The following is a 17,427-nucleotide window of genomic DNA, read 5'->3' as shown; positions in this document are numbered from 1 at the left end:
CTCATCGTGCAGATGTCCTCGAACCGTCCTGATATCGCGCCGGCCAGCGGAAAGGCCGCGCTGCCGCCGAATCGCGTGATCGACGTCCGTAACCTTTCCGTGTCGTTCAGGCGCGGCGCGGGCGCGTTCGAAGCCGTGCGCAATCTGTCGTTCCACGTCGACCGGGGCGAGACGCTCGCCATCGTCGGCGAATCGGGTTCGGGCAAGTCGGTCACATCGCTTTCGCTGATGCGGCTCGCCGAGCACGGCGGCGGTCGCATTACGGGCGGCAGCATCGACCTGCGCCGTCGCAACGGCAGCGTGCTCGATCTCACGCGTGCGAGTAGCTCGACCATGCGCTCGGTGCGCGGCGCGGATATCGCGATGATCTTTCAGGAGCCGATGACTTCGCTGAACCCGGTGTTCACGGTGGGCAACCAGATCAGCGAGGCGATCGCGTTGCATCAGCAGATGAACGCCGCGCAGGCGCGCGCCGAAACGCTGCGCCTGCTCGACCTCGTGCGCATTCCCGAGGCGCGCCGCGTGATGGACCGCTTCCCGCATCAGCTTTCGGGCGGCATGCGCCAGCGCGTGATGATTGCGATGGCGCTTTCGTGCAAGCCCGCGCTCCTGATTGCCGACGAACCGACCACGGCACTCGACGTGACGATCCAGGCGCAGATCTTGCAACTCATTCGCGGCCTGCAGGACGAGATGGATATGGGCGTGGTCTTCATCACGCACGACATGGGCGTGGTCGCCGAAGTGGCGGACCGCATTCTCGTGATGTATCGCGGGGAAAAGGTGGAAGAGGGCGCATCCGATGCGCTGTTCGCCGCGCCTTCGCACCGTTACACGCAGGCGTTGCTCGCCGCGGTGCCGAGGCTTGGCGCAATGCAGGGCACGGACTTGCCGGAGAAGTTCCCGCTGCTGTCGATGAGCGAAGCGGCGCGCCCGGTCGCCACGTCGAACCCTCCGGCGAACGCGCCAGAAACGAACGCGCCGCCGGTCCTGCGCGTGCGCGACCTCGTCACGCGCTTTCCCGTGCGCAGCGGATTGTTCGGCAAGGTCACAGGCCGCGTGCATGCGGTCGAAAAAGTCAGCTTCGATCTTCACGCCGGCGAAACGCTCGCGCTGGTGGGCGAGTCCGGTTGCGGTAAATCGACCACGGGCCGTTCGCTGCTGCGGCTCGTCGAGAGCCAGAGCGGCACGATCGAATTCGGCGGCCGGAATATCAGCACCCTCACGGGCCCCGCGCTACAGACGTTGCGCCGCGATATCCAGTTCATTTTTCAGGACCCGTTCGCCTCGCTCAACCCGCGCCTCACGGTGGGCTTCTCGATCATGGAGCCATTGCTCGTGCACGGCATCGCGAAGGGCGCAGAGGCGCAGGCCCGCGTGGAATGGCTGCTCGATCGCGTGGGCTTGCCGAAGTCGGCGGCGGGCCGCTATCCTCACGAATTCTCGGGCGGCCAGCGTCAGCGCATTGCCATCGCACGAGCGCTGTCGATGAACCCGAAAGTCGTGATCGCCGACGAATCGGTGTCGGCGCTCGACGTTTCCGTGCAGGCGCAGATCGTCAACCTGATGCTCGACCTGCAGCAGGAGCTTGGTGTGGCGTATCTCTTCATCTCGCACGATATGGCCGTGGTGGAACGCGTGAGCCATCGCGTCGCGGTGATGTACCTGGGGCAGATCGTCGAGATCGGCCCGCGCCGCGCCGTGTTCGAGAACCCGCAGCACGCCTATACAAGGAAGCTCATGGGCGCGGTGCCGATCGCCGATCCGGCGCGCCGCCACGCGAAGCGCGTGCTCGCCGCCGACGAACTGCCGAGCCCGATTCGCGCACCCGGCGACGAGCCGCAGGTCCTGCCGCTCGTGTCGGTCGGCCCCGGCCACTTCGTTGCAAAGCATCGGGTGGGCGGCGCGTACTGAACACGCCCGCATGCCACGCAACCGTTCACTGTTTAGCTGGAATATTTCGCCGAGTCGTCAAAATTCATTGCTATGGAGACCTGATTGATGAAAGAAGTCAAAACATGGATGAAGGGCAGCGCGCTCGCACTCGCGCTGATCGCCGGCGCGACTGCCGTACATGCCGCCGAACAGCGCGCGGTGATGGCCGTCGATTCGACCTTCTCGACGCTCGACCCGTACGACGCCAACGATACGCTTTCGCAGGCGGTTTCGAAGTCGTTCTACCAGGGCCTGTTCGGTTTCGACAAGGACCTCAAGCTCACCAACGTGCTCGCCACGAGCTATGAAGTCAGCGGCGACGGTCTCGTCTACACCTTCAAGCTGCGCGAAGGCGTGAAGTTCCAGGACGGCACCGACTTCAACGCGGCGGCTGTGAAGGCGAACTTCGACCGTGTGACGGACCCGGCGAATCACCTGAAGCGCTACAACATGTTCCGCCGCATCGCGAAGACCGAAGCGGTCGATCCGTACACGGTAAAGGTCACGCTGAACGCGCCGTTCTCGGCGTTCGTGAACGTGCTCGCGCACCCGTCGGCGGTGATGATTTCGCCGGCGGCCATGAAGAAGTGGGGCAAGGACATCGGCCTGCATCCGGTGGGCACGGGCCCGTTCGCGTTCGTGAAGTGGGACCCGGCCGGCGACCTCGTCGTGCACAAGTTCGACGGCTACTGGAAGAAGGGCTACCCGAAGATCGACGAGATCGACTGGAAGCCGGTGGCCGACAACAACACGCGCGCGGCGCTCATGCGCACCGGCGAAGCGGACTTTGCCTTCCGCATTCCGTTCGAGCAGGCGAGCGCGTTCCAGTCGAACCCGAAGGTGGACCTGATCGCCACCCCCTCGATCATCCAGCGCTACATCAGCCTGAACACCGCGAAGAAACCGTTCGACAACCCGCTCGTGCGCCAGGCGCTGAACTACGCAATCAACAAGGACGCGCTGGCGAAGGTGGCATTCGGGGGCTACGCGCTGCCTTCGGACGGCGTACTGCCACAAGGTGTGGACTACTCGATCAAGCTCGGCCCCTGGCCGTACGATCCGGCCAAGGCGCGCGAACTGCTCAAGCAGGCTGGTTACCCGAACGGCTTCGAAACGACGCTGTGGTCGGCGTATAACAACTCAACCGCGCAAAAGGCGATTCAGTTCGTGCAGCAACAGCTCGCGCAGGTGGGCGTGAAGGCGAACGTCGAAGCGCTTGAAACGGGCACGGCGGTCGCGCGCGTGGAAAGCGCGCAGGACCCGGCAACGGCCGGCGTGCGCATGTATTACATCGGCTGGTCGTCGTCCACGGGTGAGGCGGACTGGGGCATCTCGCCGCTGCTCGCTTCGGCATCGTGGCCGCCCAAGCTCATGAACACGGCGTACTACAAGAACCCGGCGGTCGATGAGGACCTCGCGAAGGCGCTCGAAACGACGGACCGCGCGCAAAAGACGGCGCTCTACACCGACGCGCAAAAGCGCATCTGGGCCGACGCCCCGTGGGTATTCCTCGTGAAGGAGAAGGTCGTGTACGCCCGCAGCAAGCGCCTGGCCGGCGCGTATGTGGCGCCGGACGGCTCGTTCAACTTCGACGAGATCTCGATTCGCTAATGCGTTGCGCGCCGCGCCGGATCGCTAGTGTCCGGCGCGGCGCGCACGCCCCGATGCAGTAACGCGCTCATGCTGAATTTCATTGTCAAACGCTCGCTGGGTCTGCTGCCGACGCTCCTGATCGTCGCGGTCCTCGTGTTCCTGTTCGTGCACCTGCTGCCGGGCGACCCGGCGCGCCTCGCAGCGGGTCCCGAAGCGGACGACGCCACGGTTGCGCTCGTGCGCGCCGATCTCGGCCTCGACCAGCCGCTGCCGCAGCAGTTCCTCCACTTCTTCGTGCGCATCGCTCACGGCGATTTCGGTGTTTCGATGCGCAGCAAGCGCCCCGTCGTCACCGAAATCGGCGAGCGTTTCATGCCCACGCTGCTGCTCACGCTCACCAGCATGGTCTGGGCCGTGGTGTTCGGCATGGCGATCGGCATCGTTTCGGCCGTGTGGCGCAATCGCTGGCCCGATCGTATCGGCATGGCGCTCGCGGTGTCGGGCATTTCGTTTCCGGCGTTCGCGCTCGGCATGGCGCTCATGGAGCTGTTCTCGGTGCACCTGGGCTGGCTGCCCGTGGTGAGCGACGGTTCGTGGCGCAGCTACGTGCTGCCGTCGGTCACGCTCGGCGCGGCCGTGGCGGCGGTGATGGCGCGCTTTACGCGGGCGTCGTTCGTCGAGGTGCTCAACGAGGACTTCGTGCGCACGGCGCGCGCGAAGGGCGTGGCCGAGCAATGGGTGGTGATCAAGCATTGCCTGCGCAACGCGATGATTCCTGTCGTCACGATGATGGGCCTGCAGTTCGGCTTCCTGCTGGGCGGCTCGATCGTCGTGGAGGTGGTGTTCAACTGGCCGGGCCTCGGGCGGCTGCTCGTCGATTCGGTTGCGATGCGCGATTACCCCGTGATTCAGGCCGAAGTGCTGTTGTTCTCGCTCGAGTTCATCGTCATCAATCTGATCGTGGACGTGTTGTACGCGGTCATCAATCCGACCATTCGATTCAGGTGAGCCCGCCATGAGCACGACCCTAAACGAAGCCGTACGCGCAGAGGACGAAGCGATCCGCACGCCGTGGCGCGAATTCTGGCGCAAGTTCCGCAAGCAGCACGTCGCGCTCGGCGCGGGCGCGTTCGTGCTGCTGCTGGTGGTGATCGCGGTGTTCGCACCGCATCTCGTGCCTTACGACCCGGAAAATTACTTCGATTACGACTCGCTCAACGCGGGTCCCTCGGCGGTCCACTGGTTCGGCGTGGACGCGCTGGGCCGCGATATTTTCAGCCGCATCCTCGCGGGCACGCGCATTTCGCTCGCGGCGGGTTTTCTTTCGGTGGCGCTTGGCGCTGTAGTCGGCACTTTCTTCGGCTTGCTCGCGGGCTACTATGAAGGCTGGTGGGATCGCATCACCATGCGTGTAGCCGACGTGCTGTTCGCATTCCCAGGCATTCTGCTCGCCATCGGCGTGGTGGCGATCCTCGGCAACGGCATGATCAACGTGGTGTGCGCGGTGGCGGTGTTCAGCATTCCGGCGTTCGCGCGGCTCGTGCGCGGCAATACGCTCATGCTCAAGCATCTCACGTATGTGGAGGCCGCGCGCAGCATTGGCGCGTCGGACTGGACGATCATCATGCGGCATATCCTGCCGGGCACCGTGTCGTCCGTGATCGTGTATCTGACCATGCGTATCGGCACGTCGATCATCACGGCCGCGAGCCTGTCGTTCATCGGCCTCGGCGCGCAGCCGCCCACGCCGGAGTGGGGCGCCATGCTCAACGAGGCGCGCGCCGATATGGTGACGGCGCCGCATATCGCGCTGTTCCCGAGCCTCGCCATCTTCCTCACCGTGCTCGCGTTCAATCTGCTGGGTGACGGCTTGCGCGACGCACTCGACCCGAAGCTGGACCGCGCATGAGCATCGATTGTGGAGATACTGCGCCGCATATCGGCACACTGGCGAGCGGCGCAACGGGAACGATTGCCGACGTCAGCGGTGTGCGCGTCGGGCACTGCACGCTCGACGCGGGCGACGTGCAAACGGGCGTGACCGTGCTGCTGCCGCATGCAGGCGACCTCTTTCGCGAGAAGGTGCCGGCGAGCGCTTGTGTGATCAACGGATTCGGCAAGAGCATCGGGCTCATGCAGCTCGAAGAGTTGGGCGTGCTCGAAACGCCGGTTGCGCTGAGCAACACGTTTGCGGTGGGCACGCTCGCACAGGCGCAGGTTCGCGCGGCGGTCGCGGCGAATCCGCAAATCGGGCGCGACCTGCCGACCGTCAATCCGCTCGTGTTCGAGTGCAACGACGGTTACCTGAACGACATTCAGGCGCTGGCCGTTCAGGAGGAACACTATCTCGCGGCCTGCGCCGCCGCGAGCGCCGACTTCGCACGCGGCAGCGTAGGCGCGGGGCGCGGCATGTCGAGCTTCGATCTGAAAGGCGGCATCGGCACGGCGTCGCGCGTCGTGCAGGCGGCGGGCATGCAGTACACCGTGGGCGCGCTCGTGCTGGCGAACTTCGGCCGCTTGCCGATGCTGACGATCAGCGGCGTGCCCGTGGGGCGCGAGCTTGCTGCGCGCGCGGCGTCGAACCACGCGACGCAGGCGCCGGAGAAGGGCTCGATCATCATGCTGATCGCCACGGACGCGCCGCTCGACGCGCGGCAGCTTCGACGCGTTGCGCTGCGCGCGGCAGCAGGTCTTGCGCGCACGGGGTCCGTCTATGGACACGGCAGCGGCGATATCGCCATGGCGTTCAGCACCGCGTACACATTGGCGCACGACGCATCGACCCACGCGTTGCCGCCCTTGCTCGCCGACTCGCAACTCGATCCGCTGTTTCAGGCAGGCGCCGATTGCGTCGAGCAGGCGATTCTCGACGCCTTGTGGAGCGCACGCACTGTGCAGGGCCGCGATGGCCACGTGCGTCTCGCGCTGCGCGAAGCGGCGCCCGATCTCGCCGATCTTCGTTCAGGCGGAGTGCACGCGTGAAGGTACTCATTTCGGTCGATATCGAAGGCATAGGCGGCGTCTTCAACGTTCAGCAAACGCGCGCGGGAAACGCCGAGTACGAACAGGCCCGCCGCTGGATGACGCTCGAGGCGAACGCGGCCGTGGAAGGCGCATTCTCGGGCGGCGCGAGCGAAGTGTGGGTCAACGACTCGCATGGCGGTTTCAACAACCTGCTGCTCGACGAGATCGACGCGCGCGCACGCGTGATACTCGGCAAGCCGCGCACGCTTGGCATGATGGCGGGGCTCGAGCACCGGCCCGCGCTTGTTTTCATGATCGGCTATCACGCGATGGCGCAAAGCCGCGGCATGCTTGCGCACACCATCAACAGCTTTGCGTTCGCGCGCGTGCTCGTGGATGGCGTGGCGACGGGCGAGGCGGGGCTGTATGGCGCGCTCGCGCAGGAATACGGCGCACGCGTGGCGCTGCTCAGCGGTGACGATGTATTCGAAGACGAAACGCGGCCCGCTTTTCCCGATGCGAAGTTCGTCGTGGTGAAGCGCGCCCGCGGCCACGCGAGCGGCGATCTGCTGACGCCCGCCGCGAGCCGCGAACGGGTTCGCGACGCGGCGCGCGAAGCCGCCGGGCACGTCGCACGCGACGGCGAATGGTGGGACCGCGCGTGTGCGGCGCCGCGTATGCGCACGTGCGAGCTGCACACGCAGACGACTGCGCTGGCGGATCTCTTTGCGCAGTGGCCGGATGTCGAGCGCACGGCGGGCTGCGTGATCCGGTTTGCGGCGCCAACGGCCGAGTTTCTCGTGCGCACGCTCAATAGCTTGTCGGCGATGTCGGCGGTGCTGCGATGAGGCGGCCGCTGGTCTCGGTATTGTGCAACTAACTGTCAGCCCCGTCACACCCAACAAAACGGACTGGCGGCCTCGCCGCCAATCCGCCAAAAGCCTGCCGTTCAACCCGTCAGGTCTTCCTCCAGCCGGTCGAACACCCGCTGTGTCGCGCCACGCGCATGCAGCGCGAACAGCAGCAGCGAACGGCCCGTCACCTGGTAGATATCGCCCGCTTCGAATTCGGGCAGTTCGTCGCGCACGGGCATGTTCGTGTCGATGAGGCAGTTCCACTGGTCGTTGCCCGGCACCGAAGGAAGCGTGAAATCCACCACGTCGTGATAGGCGTTGAACACGATGAGCATGGTCGCATCCGAGGCGAGGCGCATGATGCCACTCGTTTGCGATCGTCCATCGATCAGCATGCCGAAGCAACGCATGGCCGCATCGTCCCACTGCTCCTGAGCGAGCGGTACGCCTGCGGGCGAGAGCCATTCGACGTCGGTGACGTCGAGCGTCGCGTTGTGCTCGCCGATGAGAAACCGGTTGCGTCGCAGCACCGGCAGCGCATGGCGCAGCGCGGTAAGCTTGCGCACGAAGTCGGCGAGCGCGCGGCCCGTGTCGTCGATGCCCTCCCAGTCCACCCAGCTCACGTCGTTGTCCTGGCAGTACGCGTTGTTGTTGCCTCGCTGCGTGCGACCGAACTCGTCGCCCGCGAGCAGCATCGGCGTGCCCTGCGAGAGCAGCAGCGTGGCGAGGAAGTTGCGCTTCTGGCGCTCGCGCAGCGCGCGGATCTCGGGGTCATCGGTCGGGCCTTCCGCGCCGCAGTTCCACGAGAGATTGTCGCCGTGGCCGTCGCGGTTCTCTTCGCCGTTGGCTTCGTTGTGACGGTCGTTGTACGAAACGAGATCGTTCAGCGTGAATCCGTCGTGCGCAGTGACGAAGTTCACGCTCGACCATGGCCGCCGTCCGCGCCGGTTGAAGCTGTCGCCCGAAGCGCACAGGCGCGTGGCGAGTTCGGGCGCCTTGCCCTCGTCGCCTTTCCACCAGGCGCGCGCGGTGTCGCGAAAGCGGTCGTTCCATTCCATCCAGCCGGGCGGGAAGCCGCCCACCTGGTAGCCGCCCGGCCCGCAGTCCCACGGCTCGGCAATCAGCTTCACGCTCGCGAGAATCGGGTCCTGGCGGCAGCTGTCGAGAAAGCCGCCGCCTTCGTCGAAGCCATAGGGCTCGCGCCCGAGGATCGTCGCGAGGTCGAAGCGAAAGCCGTCCACGCCCATTTCGAGCACCCAGTAGCGCAGGCTGTCCGTGACCATCTGCAGCACGCGCGGGTGCGAGAGGTTGAGCGTATTGCCCGTGCCTGTGTCGTTGATGTAGTAGCGCCGGTCTTCGGGTAGCCGGTAGTACGAAGCATTGTCGATGCCTCGAAACGAGAGCGTCGGACCGAGTTCGCTGCCTTCAGCGGTGTGGTTGTAGACCACGTCGAGTATCACTTCGAGACCCGCCTGGTGCAGGCGGTCCACCATGTTCTTGAACTCGTCGATCGAGCCGTGCGCGCCCACCGAGTACCGCGGGTCCGGCGCGAAGAAGCCGATGGTGTTGTAGCCCCAGTAGTTCGTGAGACCGCGTTCGAGCAGGTGCGAGTCATTCACGAAGGTGTGGATGGGCAGCAACTCCACGGATGTCACGCCGAGCCCGCGGATATATTCGAGCACCGGCGTCTGCGCGAGCCCGGCGAAGGTGCCGCGCTCTTCGTGCGGCACGTCGGGATGGCGGATCGTGAAGCCGCGCACATGCGTTTCGTAGATGATCGTGCGCTCGCGCGGCACACGTTCGCGCATCGGGTGGTGCCATGTGAAGCCCTGATCGACCACGCGGCAGCGCGGCACATAACGCGCGCTGTCTCGCGTGTCGAACGAGAGATCGCCGTCGGGGCTCCCGATCGTGTAGCCGAACACGGCGGGATGCCAGCGCAGCGCGCCCACGTGCGCCTTCGCGTAGGGATCGAGCAGCAGCTTGTGCGGATTGAAGCGATGGCCCGCCTGCGGCTCGTAGGGCCCGTGCACGCGATAGCCGTAGATGGCGCCCGGTGCGAGGTCGGGCAGATAGACGTGCCACACCTCGTCGGTGTATTCGGGCAACTCGATGCGTTCGAGTTCGCGCAGGCCGCTCTTGTCGAAGAGACACAACTCGACCTTGGCAGCGTTCGCGGAGAAGAGCGCGAAGTTCACGCCGCGGCCGTTCCAGGTGGCGCCGAGCGGGAACGGCTGTCCTTCTACGATACGGGTGGCGGTTTTTTTCTTCATGGGCTCGTCGGTTGGGGACGCGATGGCGCGCGCCACCAATGCCGTTGCGCGCGAGGGCCGGCTTGTGTCAAGCAAGGTTTGGGCCCAGGGCCCGCAGCGCAGCGGATAGACGAGAAGGGAGGGGCCGGATACACGGGGCACCGCGGTGGTGCGCGCTGCGAGCGTGTAGCTTTGGCGCAGCGCGTGCCCAGATTTACCGATGTCGACCCAGACTTCGCGTGCAGCGCCTACTTCACGGTTTGCACGACTTCGAAGCCTTCGAACTCGGGATGGCTCAAATAGACCGGACGGTTTGCCCCTCCCGCATTGCCCGCGTTTCGATGCGCCGCGCGAAAGGCGTCGGAACGCGTCCAGTCTTCGAAGTGCGCGTGGCTCGCCCAGATCGTGTGGCTCGCGTAGAGCACGTGGTCTTCGCGCTGCGGGCCTTTGAGCAGATGAAATTCGATGAAGCCGGGCACTTGCTTCAAGTGCGTGTCGCGCGTGGCCCAGACTTCCTCGAATGCGGCCTCGGAGCCCGGCGCGACCTTGAAGCGATTCATGGCGATGTACATTGCGGCGTTCCTCTTCGCGTACGAAAAATCGATAGGCAAGGCGGCGGGTGACTGCGCCCGCCGCCGCTTCGAGATCCGATTATAAGAGGCCGCGAAGGCGCTCGCGCCGCGTCGGTCCGTCGGCCTCAGCCAACACGGAACACTTGTACGGTGCCAGCGCCGCCGCGTTCAGCGCGAGGATATTGGTTTGAAACGCGATGCCTTCGATGATGGCGCTTCGGCTTCCCCATAACGTATCTTCGCGTTGTCGTAGAGGTGCTTCTTGACTAGCCGCCGGGATTTAGGGCTGAGCCTGACCCGCCGCTCACGCGATCGCGGCCGCCGGACGCACCGCCGCGCTCGGCGGCTGTCCGGTCTGCTGCCGCGAGCGGCCCGAGCTGAGATAGTCGGCGATCGAATCCTGTGTGATCTCGCCCACGTAGGCGCCGTCGGCGTCGAGCACCGGCATCCACGAGGCGCGGAACTGGTACATCTTGGAGAGCACGATGCGCAGGTTGTCGTCGACAGAAACCGTAGCCGGGAAGGGCGTGATGCGATCGCCGCAGACGCCTTCGACCCCGCGCGCGGCGCGGCGCGCCACGAAGCCGAGCGCATGCTGTGCGTCGTCGAGCACGGTGAGGTAGCGCGAATCGCTTTCGTCCATCGCGGCGAACGCGTGGGAGAGCGGCGTTTCGGCGCGCGCCGTTTCGGGTTGCGTGGCGGCGTCGCCGGCCTTCACGAGCAACAGGCGCTTGAGTGTGCTGTCCTGACCCACGAACTGCGCGACGAAGTCGTCATGCGGGCGCGCGAGCAGCGTATCGGGGTGGTCGTATTGCACGAGCCTGCCGCGCCGGAAGACCGCGATGCGGTCGCCCAGCTTGATCGCCTCGTCGATATCGTGGCTCACCATGATGACGGTCTTCTTCAGTTGCCGCTGCATCTGGAAGAACTCGTTCTGTATGGCTTCGCGATTGATCGGATCGACCGCGCCGAAAGGCTCGTCCATGAGCAGCACGGGCGGGTCGGCAGCGAGCGCGCGAATCACGCCGATACGCTGCTGCTGCCCGCCCGAAAGCTCGCGCGGATAACGCTTCAAATACAGCTTCGGGTCGAGCGCGACCATCGACATCAGCTCTGCCGCACGTTCGGCGCAACGCTTCTTGTCCCAGCCGAGCAGGCGCGGCACGACCGTGATGTTCTCCGCGATCGTCATGTTCGGAAAGAGGCCGATTTGCTGGATCACATAGCCGATGCGGCGGCGCAGATCCACTTCGTTCAGGCCCGTGGTGTCTTCGCCGTTGATGAGCACGCGGCCCGAGGTCGGCTCGATCAGCCGGTTGATCATCTTGAGCGTGGTGGTCTTGCCGCAGCCCGAGGGGCCGAGGAACACGCAGATCTCGCCTTCGGCCACCGAAAGGCTCACCGAATCGACGGCGCGCACGGCCTGGCCGTCTTTCTGCGTGAAGGTCTTCGTCAGTTGGTCGAGTTCGATCATGTCTTCTGTACTCCTTTCGGTGTCAAAGCGCGCTGCAGCATCTGCAACAACAGGTCGGCGACGATCGCGAGCACGCTCACGAGCACGGCGCCCACGAGCAGCTTCATCATGCTGCTCTGGCCAATGGCGCGAATGATCAAGGTGCCGAGGCCGCCCGCGCCGATCACGGCGGCAATGGTCATCACGCCGATGTTCATCACGACCGCCGTGCGCACGCCCGCAAGAATCACGGGCACGGCCAGCGGCAGATCGACGAGACGCAGCCGCTGCCACGACGTCATGCCGATGCCGGTGCCGGCTTCCTTGATGCCCGCATCCACGTTGCGTAGCGCGAGGTAGGTGTTGCGCATGATCGGCAGCAGCGAGTAGAGAAACACAGCCGTAATGGCGGGCACCGCGCCAATGCCCTGACCGAAGCGCGAGAACACCGGGATCATCAGGCCGAATAGCGCGATGGAGGGCAGCGTGAGGATGATGGTCGCCAGTCCCAGCAGCGGTGCGGCGAGCCAGTCATGGCGGCTGATGAGCACGCCGAGCGGCACGCCCGCGATGATCGCGCAGCCCACGGCGATGCCCACGAGGTAAAGATGCTGGAGCGTGAGTTGCAGCAACTCGGGCCAGCTCGAAGCGAGATAGTCGAATACGTTCATAGGGCCTGGCCTCCTTCAGGGGAGCGTATGCGTGCGCAGGAACTCCGCCGCGACTTGCTGGGCGGACTTGCCGTCGAGATCGACGGCCTTGTTCATGTCTTGCATCGCGTCGTTGTTGAGGGCGGCGGACAGCGCGTTGAGCTGCGCGGCCAGTTTGGGATTGCGCTCCAGCACTTCCTTGCGTACCACTGGCGTGGCGTTGTACGGCGGGAAGAAGTGCTTGTCGTCTTCGAGCGGCACGATGCCGAAGCCCTTCACGCGGCCATCGGTCGTGTAGACGAGGCCGATCTTCAACTGGTTGTTATGCAGCGCCGTGTAGACGAGGCCGGGGTCCATCTGCTTCATCTGCGAGCGGTCAAAGCTCATGTCGTAGGTGGCGAGCAGGGGCTTGAGACCATCCGGACGATTCGCGAACTCGGCGTCCATGCCGAACACGTAGCGCTTCGCGTCGGGGTCCGTCTTCAACTTTTGCGCAAGCTGCGAGACCGTGGTGATGCCGGTTTCCTCGGCGAATTTGCTTGGCAGGCCTAATGCATACGTGTCGTTAAGCGGCGAGGCATTGAGCCAGACGAGACCGCGCGGCGCATCGAGCGCCTTCACGCGCTCGTACATCGCTTCGGGCGAAAGCTTCTCCGTCAGCTTGTCGTAGACGAGTGCCGCCGTGCCCGTGTAGTCCCAAACGAGGTCGAACTGGCCGTTCTCCAGCGCACTGCGCATGAGCGTGCTGCCAAGGCCGGAGCGCACCTCAACGGAATAGCCGCGCGAGCGCAGGTATTGCGCTGTGACTTCGGCTAGCACGTATTGCTCGGTGAAGTTCTTCGCGCCCAGTACGAGCTTGGGCTGTGCGAATGCGGGTGTGGCGGCGGCGACGAGCGCCGTGCCGATCAGGCAGGCCTGAACGAAGCGGCGCAGAGATTTGAACGGTGATGCGAGCATCATGCGAGCCCTCCGTGACGCGCGAGCCACTGATGGCTGCCGGCGGCAACCACGCCGTCGAGCACCAGCGCGAGCGCGGCCGTGAACGCGGCGCCGAGCAGCAGCAAGGGCTGATCGTTCAGATAGATGCCGGGGAAAATGAGCGAGCCGAGGCTGTCGGCGCCGATCAGATAGGCGAGCGGCGCCGTGCCCACGTTGATGGCGAGCGCGGTGCGCACACCGCCCACGATGATGGGCAGCGCGCCCGGCAATTCCACGCGCGTGAGCGACTGCCAGCCCGTCATGCCGATGCCGCGCGCGGCTTCGCGCAGCGCGGCCGGCACGTTCTTCACGCCTTCATACGTATTGCGCGTGATGGGCAGCAGCGACGCGAGAAAGAGCGCGACGATCGCGGGAACGTCGCCGATGCCGAACACGCCGAGTGCAATGGCGAGCACCGCGAGCGAGGGGATCGTGTTGCCCACGTTGAAGATCTGCATGAAGCGTTCGGCCTGTCGCACGAAGCGCGGCCGGCTCAGCAGCACACCGGCGGGTACGCCGACCACGATGGCGAGCGCCATCGAATAGCCGACGAGCAGCAGGTGCCGCCCAGTGTAGTAGGCGAGGTCGCCTGCGTGGCTGTGCCACGTATCGGCGCCGATGGCGCGTGAGAGGGCCCACGCGATGACGGCAAGGGCGATCAGGCTGCCCGCGAGCAGGGCAGAGCGTCGAGTCATGAAGGTACGCCTCCTTGTTTTTGTGCCGCGCGGCGCAACGCTGCGCAGCGGGGACGCCGATGAGGATGCTCAAGGCGCCGCGAAGGAAGTTCGTGATCCCGGCATGGCCGCGATTGGAACCGACTAAAACTACGGACCAGAAAACGAACGAAAACCAGTCCGCCCGCGCACGTTAGCTACGTGGCGGCAGTGATATGAACGCGCTTCTCGCGTTCTTCTGGTTGTCATGTTCAGCTCAACGGCACCGAGCAGATCGATGCGCGCTGGAGCAGGAAACCGCCTTTTGGCGGCTTGGATGCGGCGGTTTTGGGCCGCTACGCGAGGGCCGGAGGCCCGCTTGAATGGCGCTTGCGACGCAGTGGACCTTTAGCGTGGACCCTGTATCTCAATGCGCACGAGAACGACTTCGTGGTGATCGAAACGAGATGAGTATAGATCATTCGATTAGGTGCGTCTACCGTGGGGAACGATCGCGAGTTGACGGGCAATCGCTTACTTTATTCGGTATGTCATTTCCGGGAATTAATCAGGTATCCGATTAAAATATTTCGGTAGTATTTCCCGTTTAAAAAGTGACAGAAATAGTCACTGCGGCAGAATGTTCCGCTCATTGGGCGCTCATTGGCTTTCTTAAGTTTCGTTTAAGAAACGCCATTTATTTTGAACCTCTTCGCATCATCGATGCTCGCCGATTCAGCGATGCGGCCATCGATCTCACTTCCGAATTCACCTCGAGAAGCGCGGCGCGCGTTCGCATTTCTCTGCTCTGCAATCCGTCATTCGATTCATGGCATTTCGTGCAATAGCGGCCTCCCCCGGCCTCGCGGGCAGACTCATCGTTGTGTCCGCAATCGGTTTGACGAGCGCCGCGTGGCTCGCCCATCGGCACGCGAACATTGCCACCGACGATCCGCTTGCCGACGCGGCGACGGCGACGTCCGCAGCGCCGGCGCAAGATGCGGCGTCGCAGGCGGCCAGCGCGACGCCTGCGAGAGAAAGCGAGCCCGCGTTTCGCGTGGAGACCGCTGTGGTCGAACACAGCTTTTCCGAAGCCGCCCAGCGTCTCGGCGTGGATGCAGCGACGACGGCGAGGCTTGCGCGCGCATTCTCGGGCCGGCTCGATTTCCGGCGCGATCTGCAGCGTGGCAGCGAGATCCGCTTCGTGTTTCGCAATGACACAAACGGCGCGGATGGCGCGAATGGCGCGAGCGACGCAAGAGATACAGACGATGTGAGCCCTGCGAACGCCGGCGCGTCACAAAACGCATCGTCTTCGGACGACACGCCTGTCGCGATCCGCATTTCGAACGGCAACGTCTCGCACGATCTCTTTCTCTACCGGAACCTTGCGGGCAAGGCGTTCTACTATTGCGCAGACGGTCACGCCGCCGCGCCGTCGTTCTTGCGCTATCCCGTGAAGTTTACGCGCGTGTCTTCGTATTTCTCGCTGCGACGGCTCGATCCGGTCACGCATCGCGTGCAGCCGCACGAAGGTGTCGATCTCGCGGCGCCCGTCGGCACGCCCGTTCACGCGACCGCGCGCGGCACCGTGACGTTCGCCGGCTGGCAGACGGGCTACGGCAAGGTCGTGAAGCTCGAGAACTTCGGCCCGTACTCCACGACCTTCGCCCACCTTTCGCGCTTTGCGAAGCATTTGAAGGTCGGGCAGACGGTGAGCAAGGGACAGGTGATCGGATACGTGGGCGCGACGGGTTGGGCGACGGGCCCGCATCTGCACTATGAGGTGCACGTGGATCAGGTCGCGCAGGATCCGCTCACCGTCGACCTTCCGCATCGCGATCCCTTGCTGGGCGAGGACAAGCAACGCTTCGCCCAGCAGGTCGCGCTGATCGACCCGCTGCTCTAGGCACAACGCGCGAAAGGCTGCCGCAAGGAAGCGGGCAAAACGGCCTGTGCTGCGCCGCAGCCACGATTTGCCGATTTTCGATAACACGTCGATTAATGACTCAATAGCATGGTTCCACTCAACCGTGGCGGCCAGGGCCGGCCGCCCGGGCCACCCAGAGGGAGACAACCATGCAAGGCGAGTCGAACGCACGCCCCGCTGCAATTGGCACGACAGTCGGTACATCATCGGGCAAGCCAGGTGCGCCGGCGCTCAATCAAACGCTCGGCACGTGGCAGTTGTGGGGCATCGCAGTCGGCCTCGTGATATCGGGCGAGTACTTCGGCTGGAGCTACGGCTGGGCCAGCGCCGGCACGCTCGGCTTCGTCGTCACGGCACTGTTCGTCGCGGCGATGTACACCACGTTCATCTTCAGCTTTACCGAACTCACCACCTCCATTCCGCATGCGGGCGGTCCTTTCGCCTACGCCCGCCGCGCGTTCGGGCCGACCGGCGGGTATCTCGCGGGTGCGGCCACGCTCGTGGAATTCGTGTTCGCGCCGCCCGCCATCGCGCTCGCCATCGGCGCGTACCTGCACGTGCAGTTCCCCGGGCTCGAGCCAAAACACGCGGCCATGGGCGCGTATCTCGTGTTCATGGCGCTCAATATCGTGGGCGTGCAGATCGCCGCGACTTTCGAGCTGATTGTCACGCTGCTCGCCATCTTCGAACTGCTCGTGTTTATGGGCGTGGTGTCGCCGGGCTTCGCATGGACCCACTTCATGAAGGGCGGCTGGTCGGGCAACGATCACTTTTCGCTGGGTTCGTTTCATGGCATGTTCGCCGCGATCCCGTTCGCGATCTGGTTTTTCCTCGCGATCGAAGGCGTGGCCATGGCCGCCGAGGAAGCGAAGAACCCGCGCCGCTCGATTCCCATCGCCTATGTGGCCGGCATTCTCACGCTCGTCGCGCTCGCCGTGGGCGTGATGGTGTTCGCGGGCGGCGCGGGAGACTGGACCAAACTCGCGAATATCAACGACCCGCTGCCGCAGGCCATGAAGTTCATCGTCGGCGAGCACAGCGGCTGGATGCACATGCTCGTCTGGCTCGGGCTGTTCGGTCTCGTGGCCTCGTTTCACGGCATCATCCTCGGCTATTCGCGGCAGATCTTCGCGCTGGCCCGCGAAGGCTATCTGCCCGCGTGGCTCGCGAAAATCCATCCGCGCTTCAAGACGCCGTATCGCGCGATCCTTGCGGGTGGCGTGGTGGGCATCGCCGCGATCTATAGCGACGAGCTGATCCAGTTCGGCGGGCAGACGCTCACGGCCAACATCGTCACGATGTCGGTGTTCGGCGCGATCGTGATGTACATTGTCAGCATGGCGGCGCTCTTCAGGCTGCGCCGCGTGCAACCGGCCATGGACCGGCCGTTTCGCGCACCGCTGTACCCGCTTTTCCCGGCGTTCGCGCTCGTGGCCGCGCTCGTTTGCCTCGGCACGATGGTGTATTTCAATGCGCTGGTCGCGGGGGTGTTCGTGGCGTTTCTCGCGCTCGGCTACGCATATTTCCTTGCCACGCGCACGCAGCGCGAGGTGGTGCCCGCCGAGGGGCTGCTCGAGGAGTGAGCTTTGCAGG

General features: G+C 64.8%; 15 protein-coding genes. 9 read left to right on the top strand and 6 right to left on the bottom strand.

The annotated features are described in order from the left end of the window. Window positions 1–12: 12 nt before the first annotated feature. From AB4Y43_RS02940 to AB4Y43_RS02915, 6 genes are all read left to right on the top strand, one after another. On the top strand, window positions 13–1,914 hold the full coding sequence (locus AB4Y43_RS02940; protein WP_069265894.1) for a dipeptide ABC transporter ATP-binding protein: 1,902 nt from the start codon (window positions 13–15) through the stop codon (window positions 1,912–1,914). Window positions 1,915–2,001: 87 nt separating this feature from the next. Then, window positions 2,002–3,546, top strand: coding sequence for a glutathione ABC transporter substrate-binding protein GsiB (gene gsiB / locus AB4Y43_RS02935; protein WP_069265895.1), 1,545 nt, complete (start codon window positions 2,002–2,004; stop codon window positions 3,544–3,546). Between the two features lie 69 nt (window positions 3,547–3,615). Beyond that, window positions 3,616–4,536 (top strand): glutathione ABC transporter permease GsiC, encoded by a 921-nt coding sequence (gsiC, locus tag AB4Y43_RS02930; protein ID WP_368602428.1) that lies wholly within the window; start codon window positions 3,616–3,618, stop codon window positions 4,534–4,536. Between the two features lie 7 nt (window positions 4,537–4,543). Beyond that, window positions 4,544–5,437, top strand: a complete 894-nt coding sequence (gene gsiD, locus AB4Y43_RS02925) for a glutathione ABC transporter permease GsiD (RefSeq protein WP_368726998.1) — start codon at window positions 4,544–4,546, stop codon at window positions 5,435–5,437. Then, window positions 5,434–6,510, top strand: a complete 1,077-nt coding sequence (locus tag AB4Y43_RS02920; RefSeq protein WP_368726997.1) for a P1 family peptidase — start codon at window positions 5,434–5,436, stop codon at window positions 6,508–6,510. Before gsiD ends, AB4Y43_RS02920 begins: the two co-directional genes overlap by 4 nt. Beyond that, on the top strand, window positions 6,507–7,340 hold the full coding sequence (locus tag AB4Y43_RS02915) for a M55 family metallopeptidase (protein WP_368726996.1): 834 nt from the start codon (window positions 6,507–6,509) through the stop codon (window positions 7,338–7,340). Before AB4Y43_RS02920 ends, AB4Y43_RS02915 begins: the two co-directional genes overlap by 4 nt. A gap of 101 nt (window positions 7,341–7,441) precedes the next feature. Here the strand turns inward: AB4Y43_RS02915 and glgX are convergent, their stop codons facing one another. From glgX to AB4Y43_RS02885, 6 genes are all read right to left on the bottom strand, one after another. After that, complete coding sequence (gene glgX / locus AB4Y43_RS02910) at window positions 7,442–9,619, bottom strand: glycogen debranching protein GlgX (RefSeq protein WP_368726995.1); 2,178 nt, start codon at window positions 9,617–9,619, stop codon at window positions 7,442–7,444. A 227-nt stretch (window positions 9,620–9,846) separates the two neighbouring features. Next, a complete protein-coding gene (locus AB4Y43_RS02905) occupies window positions 9,847–10,170 on the bottom strand; it encodes an antibiotic biosynthesis monooxygenase (RefSeq protein ID WP_069265901.1) in 324 nt (107 codons plus the stop codon). Window positions 10,171–10,474: 304 nt separating this feature from the next. Then, entirely contained in the window at window positions 10,475–11,644 is a 1,170-nt protein-coding gene (locus tag AB4Y43_RS02900; RefSeq protein WP_069265902.1) for a betaine/proline/choline family ABC transporter ATP-binding protein, read from the bottom strand. Continuing rightward, window positions 11,641–12,294 carry an ABC transporter permease gene (locus tag AB4Y43_RS02895; RefSeq protein WP_069265903.1) on the bottom strand — a complete coding sequence of 218 codons (654 nt, stop codon included), beginning with the start codon at window positions 12,292–12,294 and terminating at the stop codon, window positions 11,641–11,643. Before AB4Y43_RS02895 ends, AB4Y43_RS02900 begins: the two co-directional genes overlap by 4 nt. A 15-nt stretch (window positions 12,295–12,309) precedes the next feature. Further along, window positions 12,310–13,233 (bottom strand): glycine betaine ABC transporter substrate-binding protein, encoded by a 924-nt coding sequence (locus AB4Y43_RS02890; RefSeq protein ID WP_368602433.1) that lies wholly within the window; start codon window positions 13,231–13,233, stop codon window positions 12,310–12,312. Beyond that, the gene (locus AB4Y43_RS02885) at window positions 13,230–13,946 is read right to left on the bottom strand and encodes an ABC transporter permease (protein WP_342948980.1); all 717 of its coding nucleotides are present in this window, start codon (window positions 13,944–13,946) and stop codon (window positions 13,230–13,232) included. Before AB4Y43_RS02885 ends, AB4Y43_RS02890 begins: the two co-directional genes overlap by 4 nt. On the opposite strand from AB4Y43_RS02885, the gene AB4Y43_RS02880 reads away from it, so the two are divergent. The 3 genes from AB4Y43_RS02880 (at window position 13,945) to eat (ending at window position 17,417) form a co-directional block, all read left to right on the top strand. Then, complete coding sequence (locus AB4Y43_RS02880) at window positions 13,945–14,073, top strand: hypothetical protein (RefSeq protein ID WP_256094806.1); 129 nt, start codon at window positions 13,945–13,947, stop codon at window positions 14,071–14,073. The two genes, AB4Y43_RS02885 and AB4Y43_RS02880, sit on opposite strands and share 2 nt — an antisense overlap. 714 nt (window positions 14,074–14,787) lie before the next feature. Beyond that, a complete protein-coding gene (locus AB4Y43_RS02875; RefSeq protein ID WP_368726994.1) occupies window positions 14,788–15,813 on the top strand; it encodes a M23 family metallopeptidase in 1,026 nt (341 codons plus the stop codon). A gap of 170 nt (window positions 15,814–15,983) precedes the next feature. Further along, a complete protein-coding gene (gene eat, locus AB4Y43_RS02870) occupies window positions 15,984–17,417 on the top strand; it encodes an ethanolamine permease (RefSeq protein WP_368726993.1) in 1,434 nt (477 codons plus the stop codon). Window positions 17,418–17,427: the final 10 nt, after the last annotated feature.

The sequence above is a fragment of the Paraburkholderia sp. BR10872 genome, from assembly GCF_040965835.1.
GTDB lineage: Bacteria > Pseudomonadota > Gammaproteobacteria > Burkholderiales > Burkholderiaceae > Paraburkholderia > Paraburkholderia nodosa_A.
The sequence above is the reverse complement of the archived record's forward strand: the minus strand, read 5'-3'. Positions and strand labels throughout refer to the sequence as shown.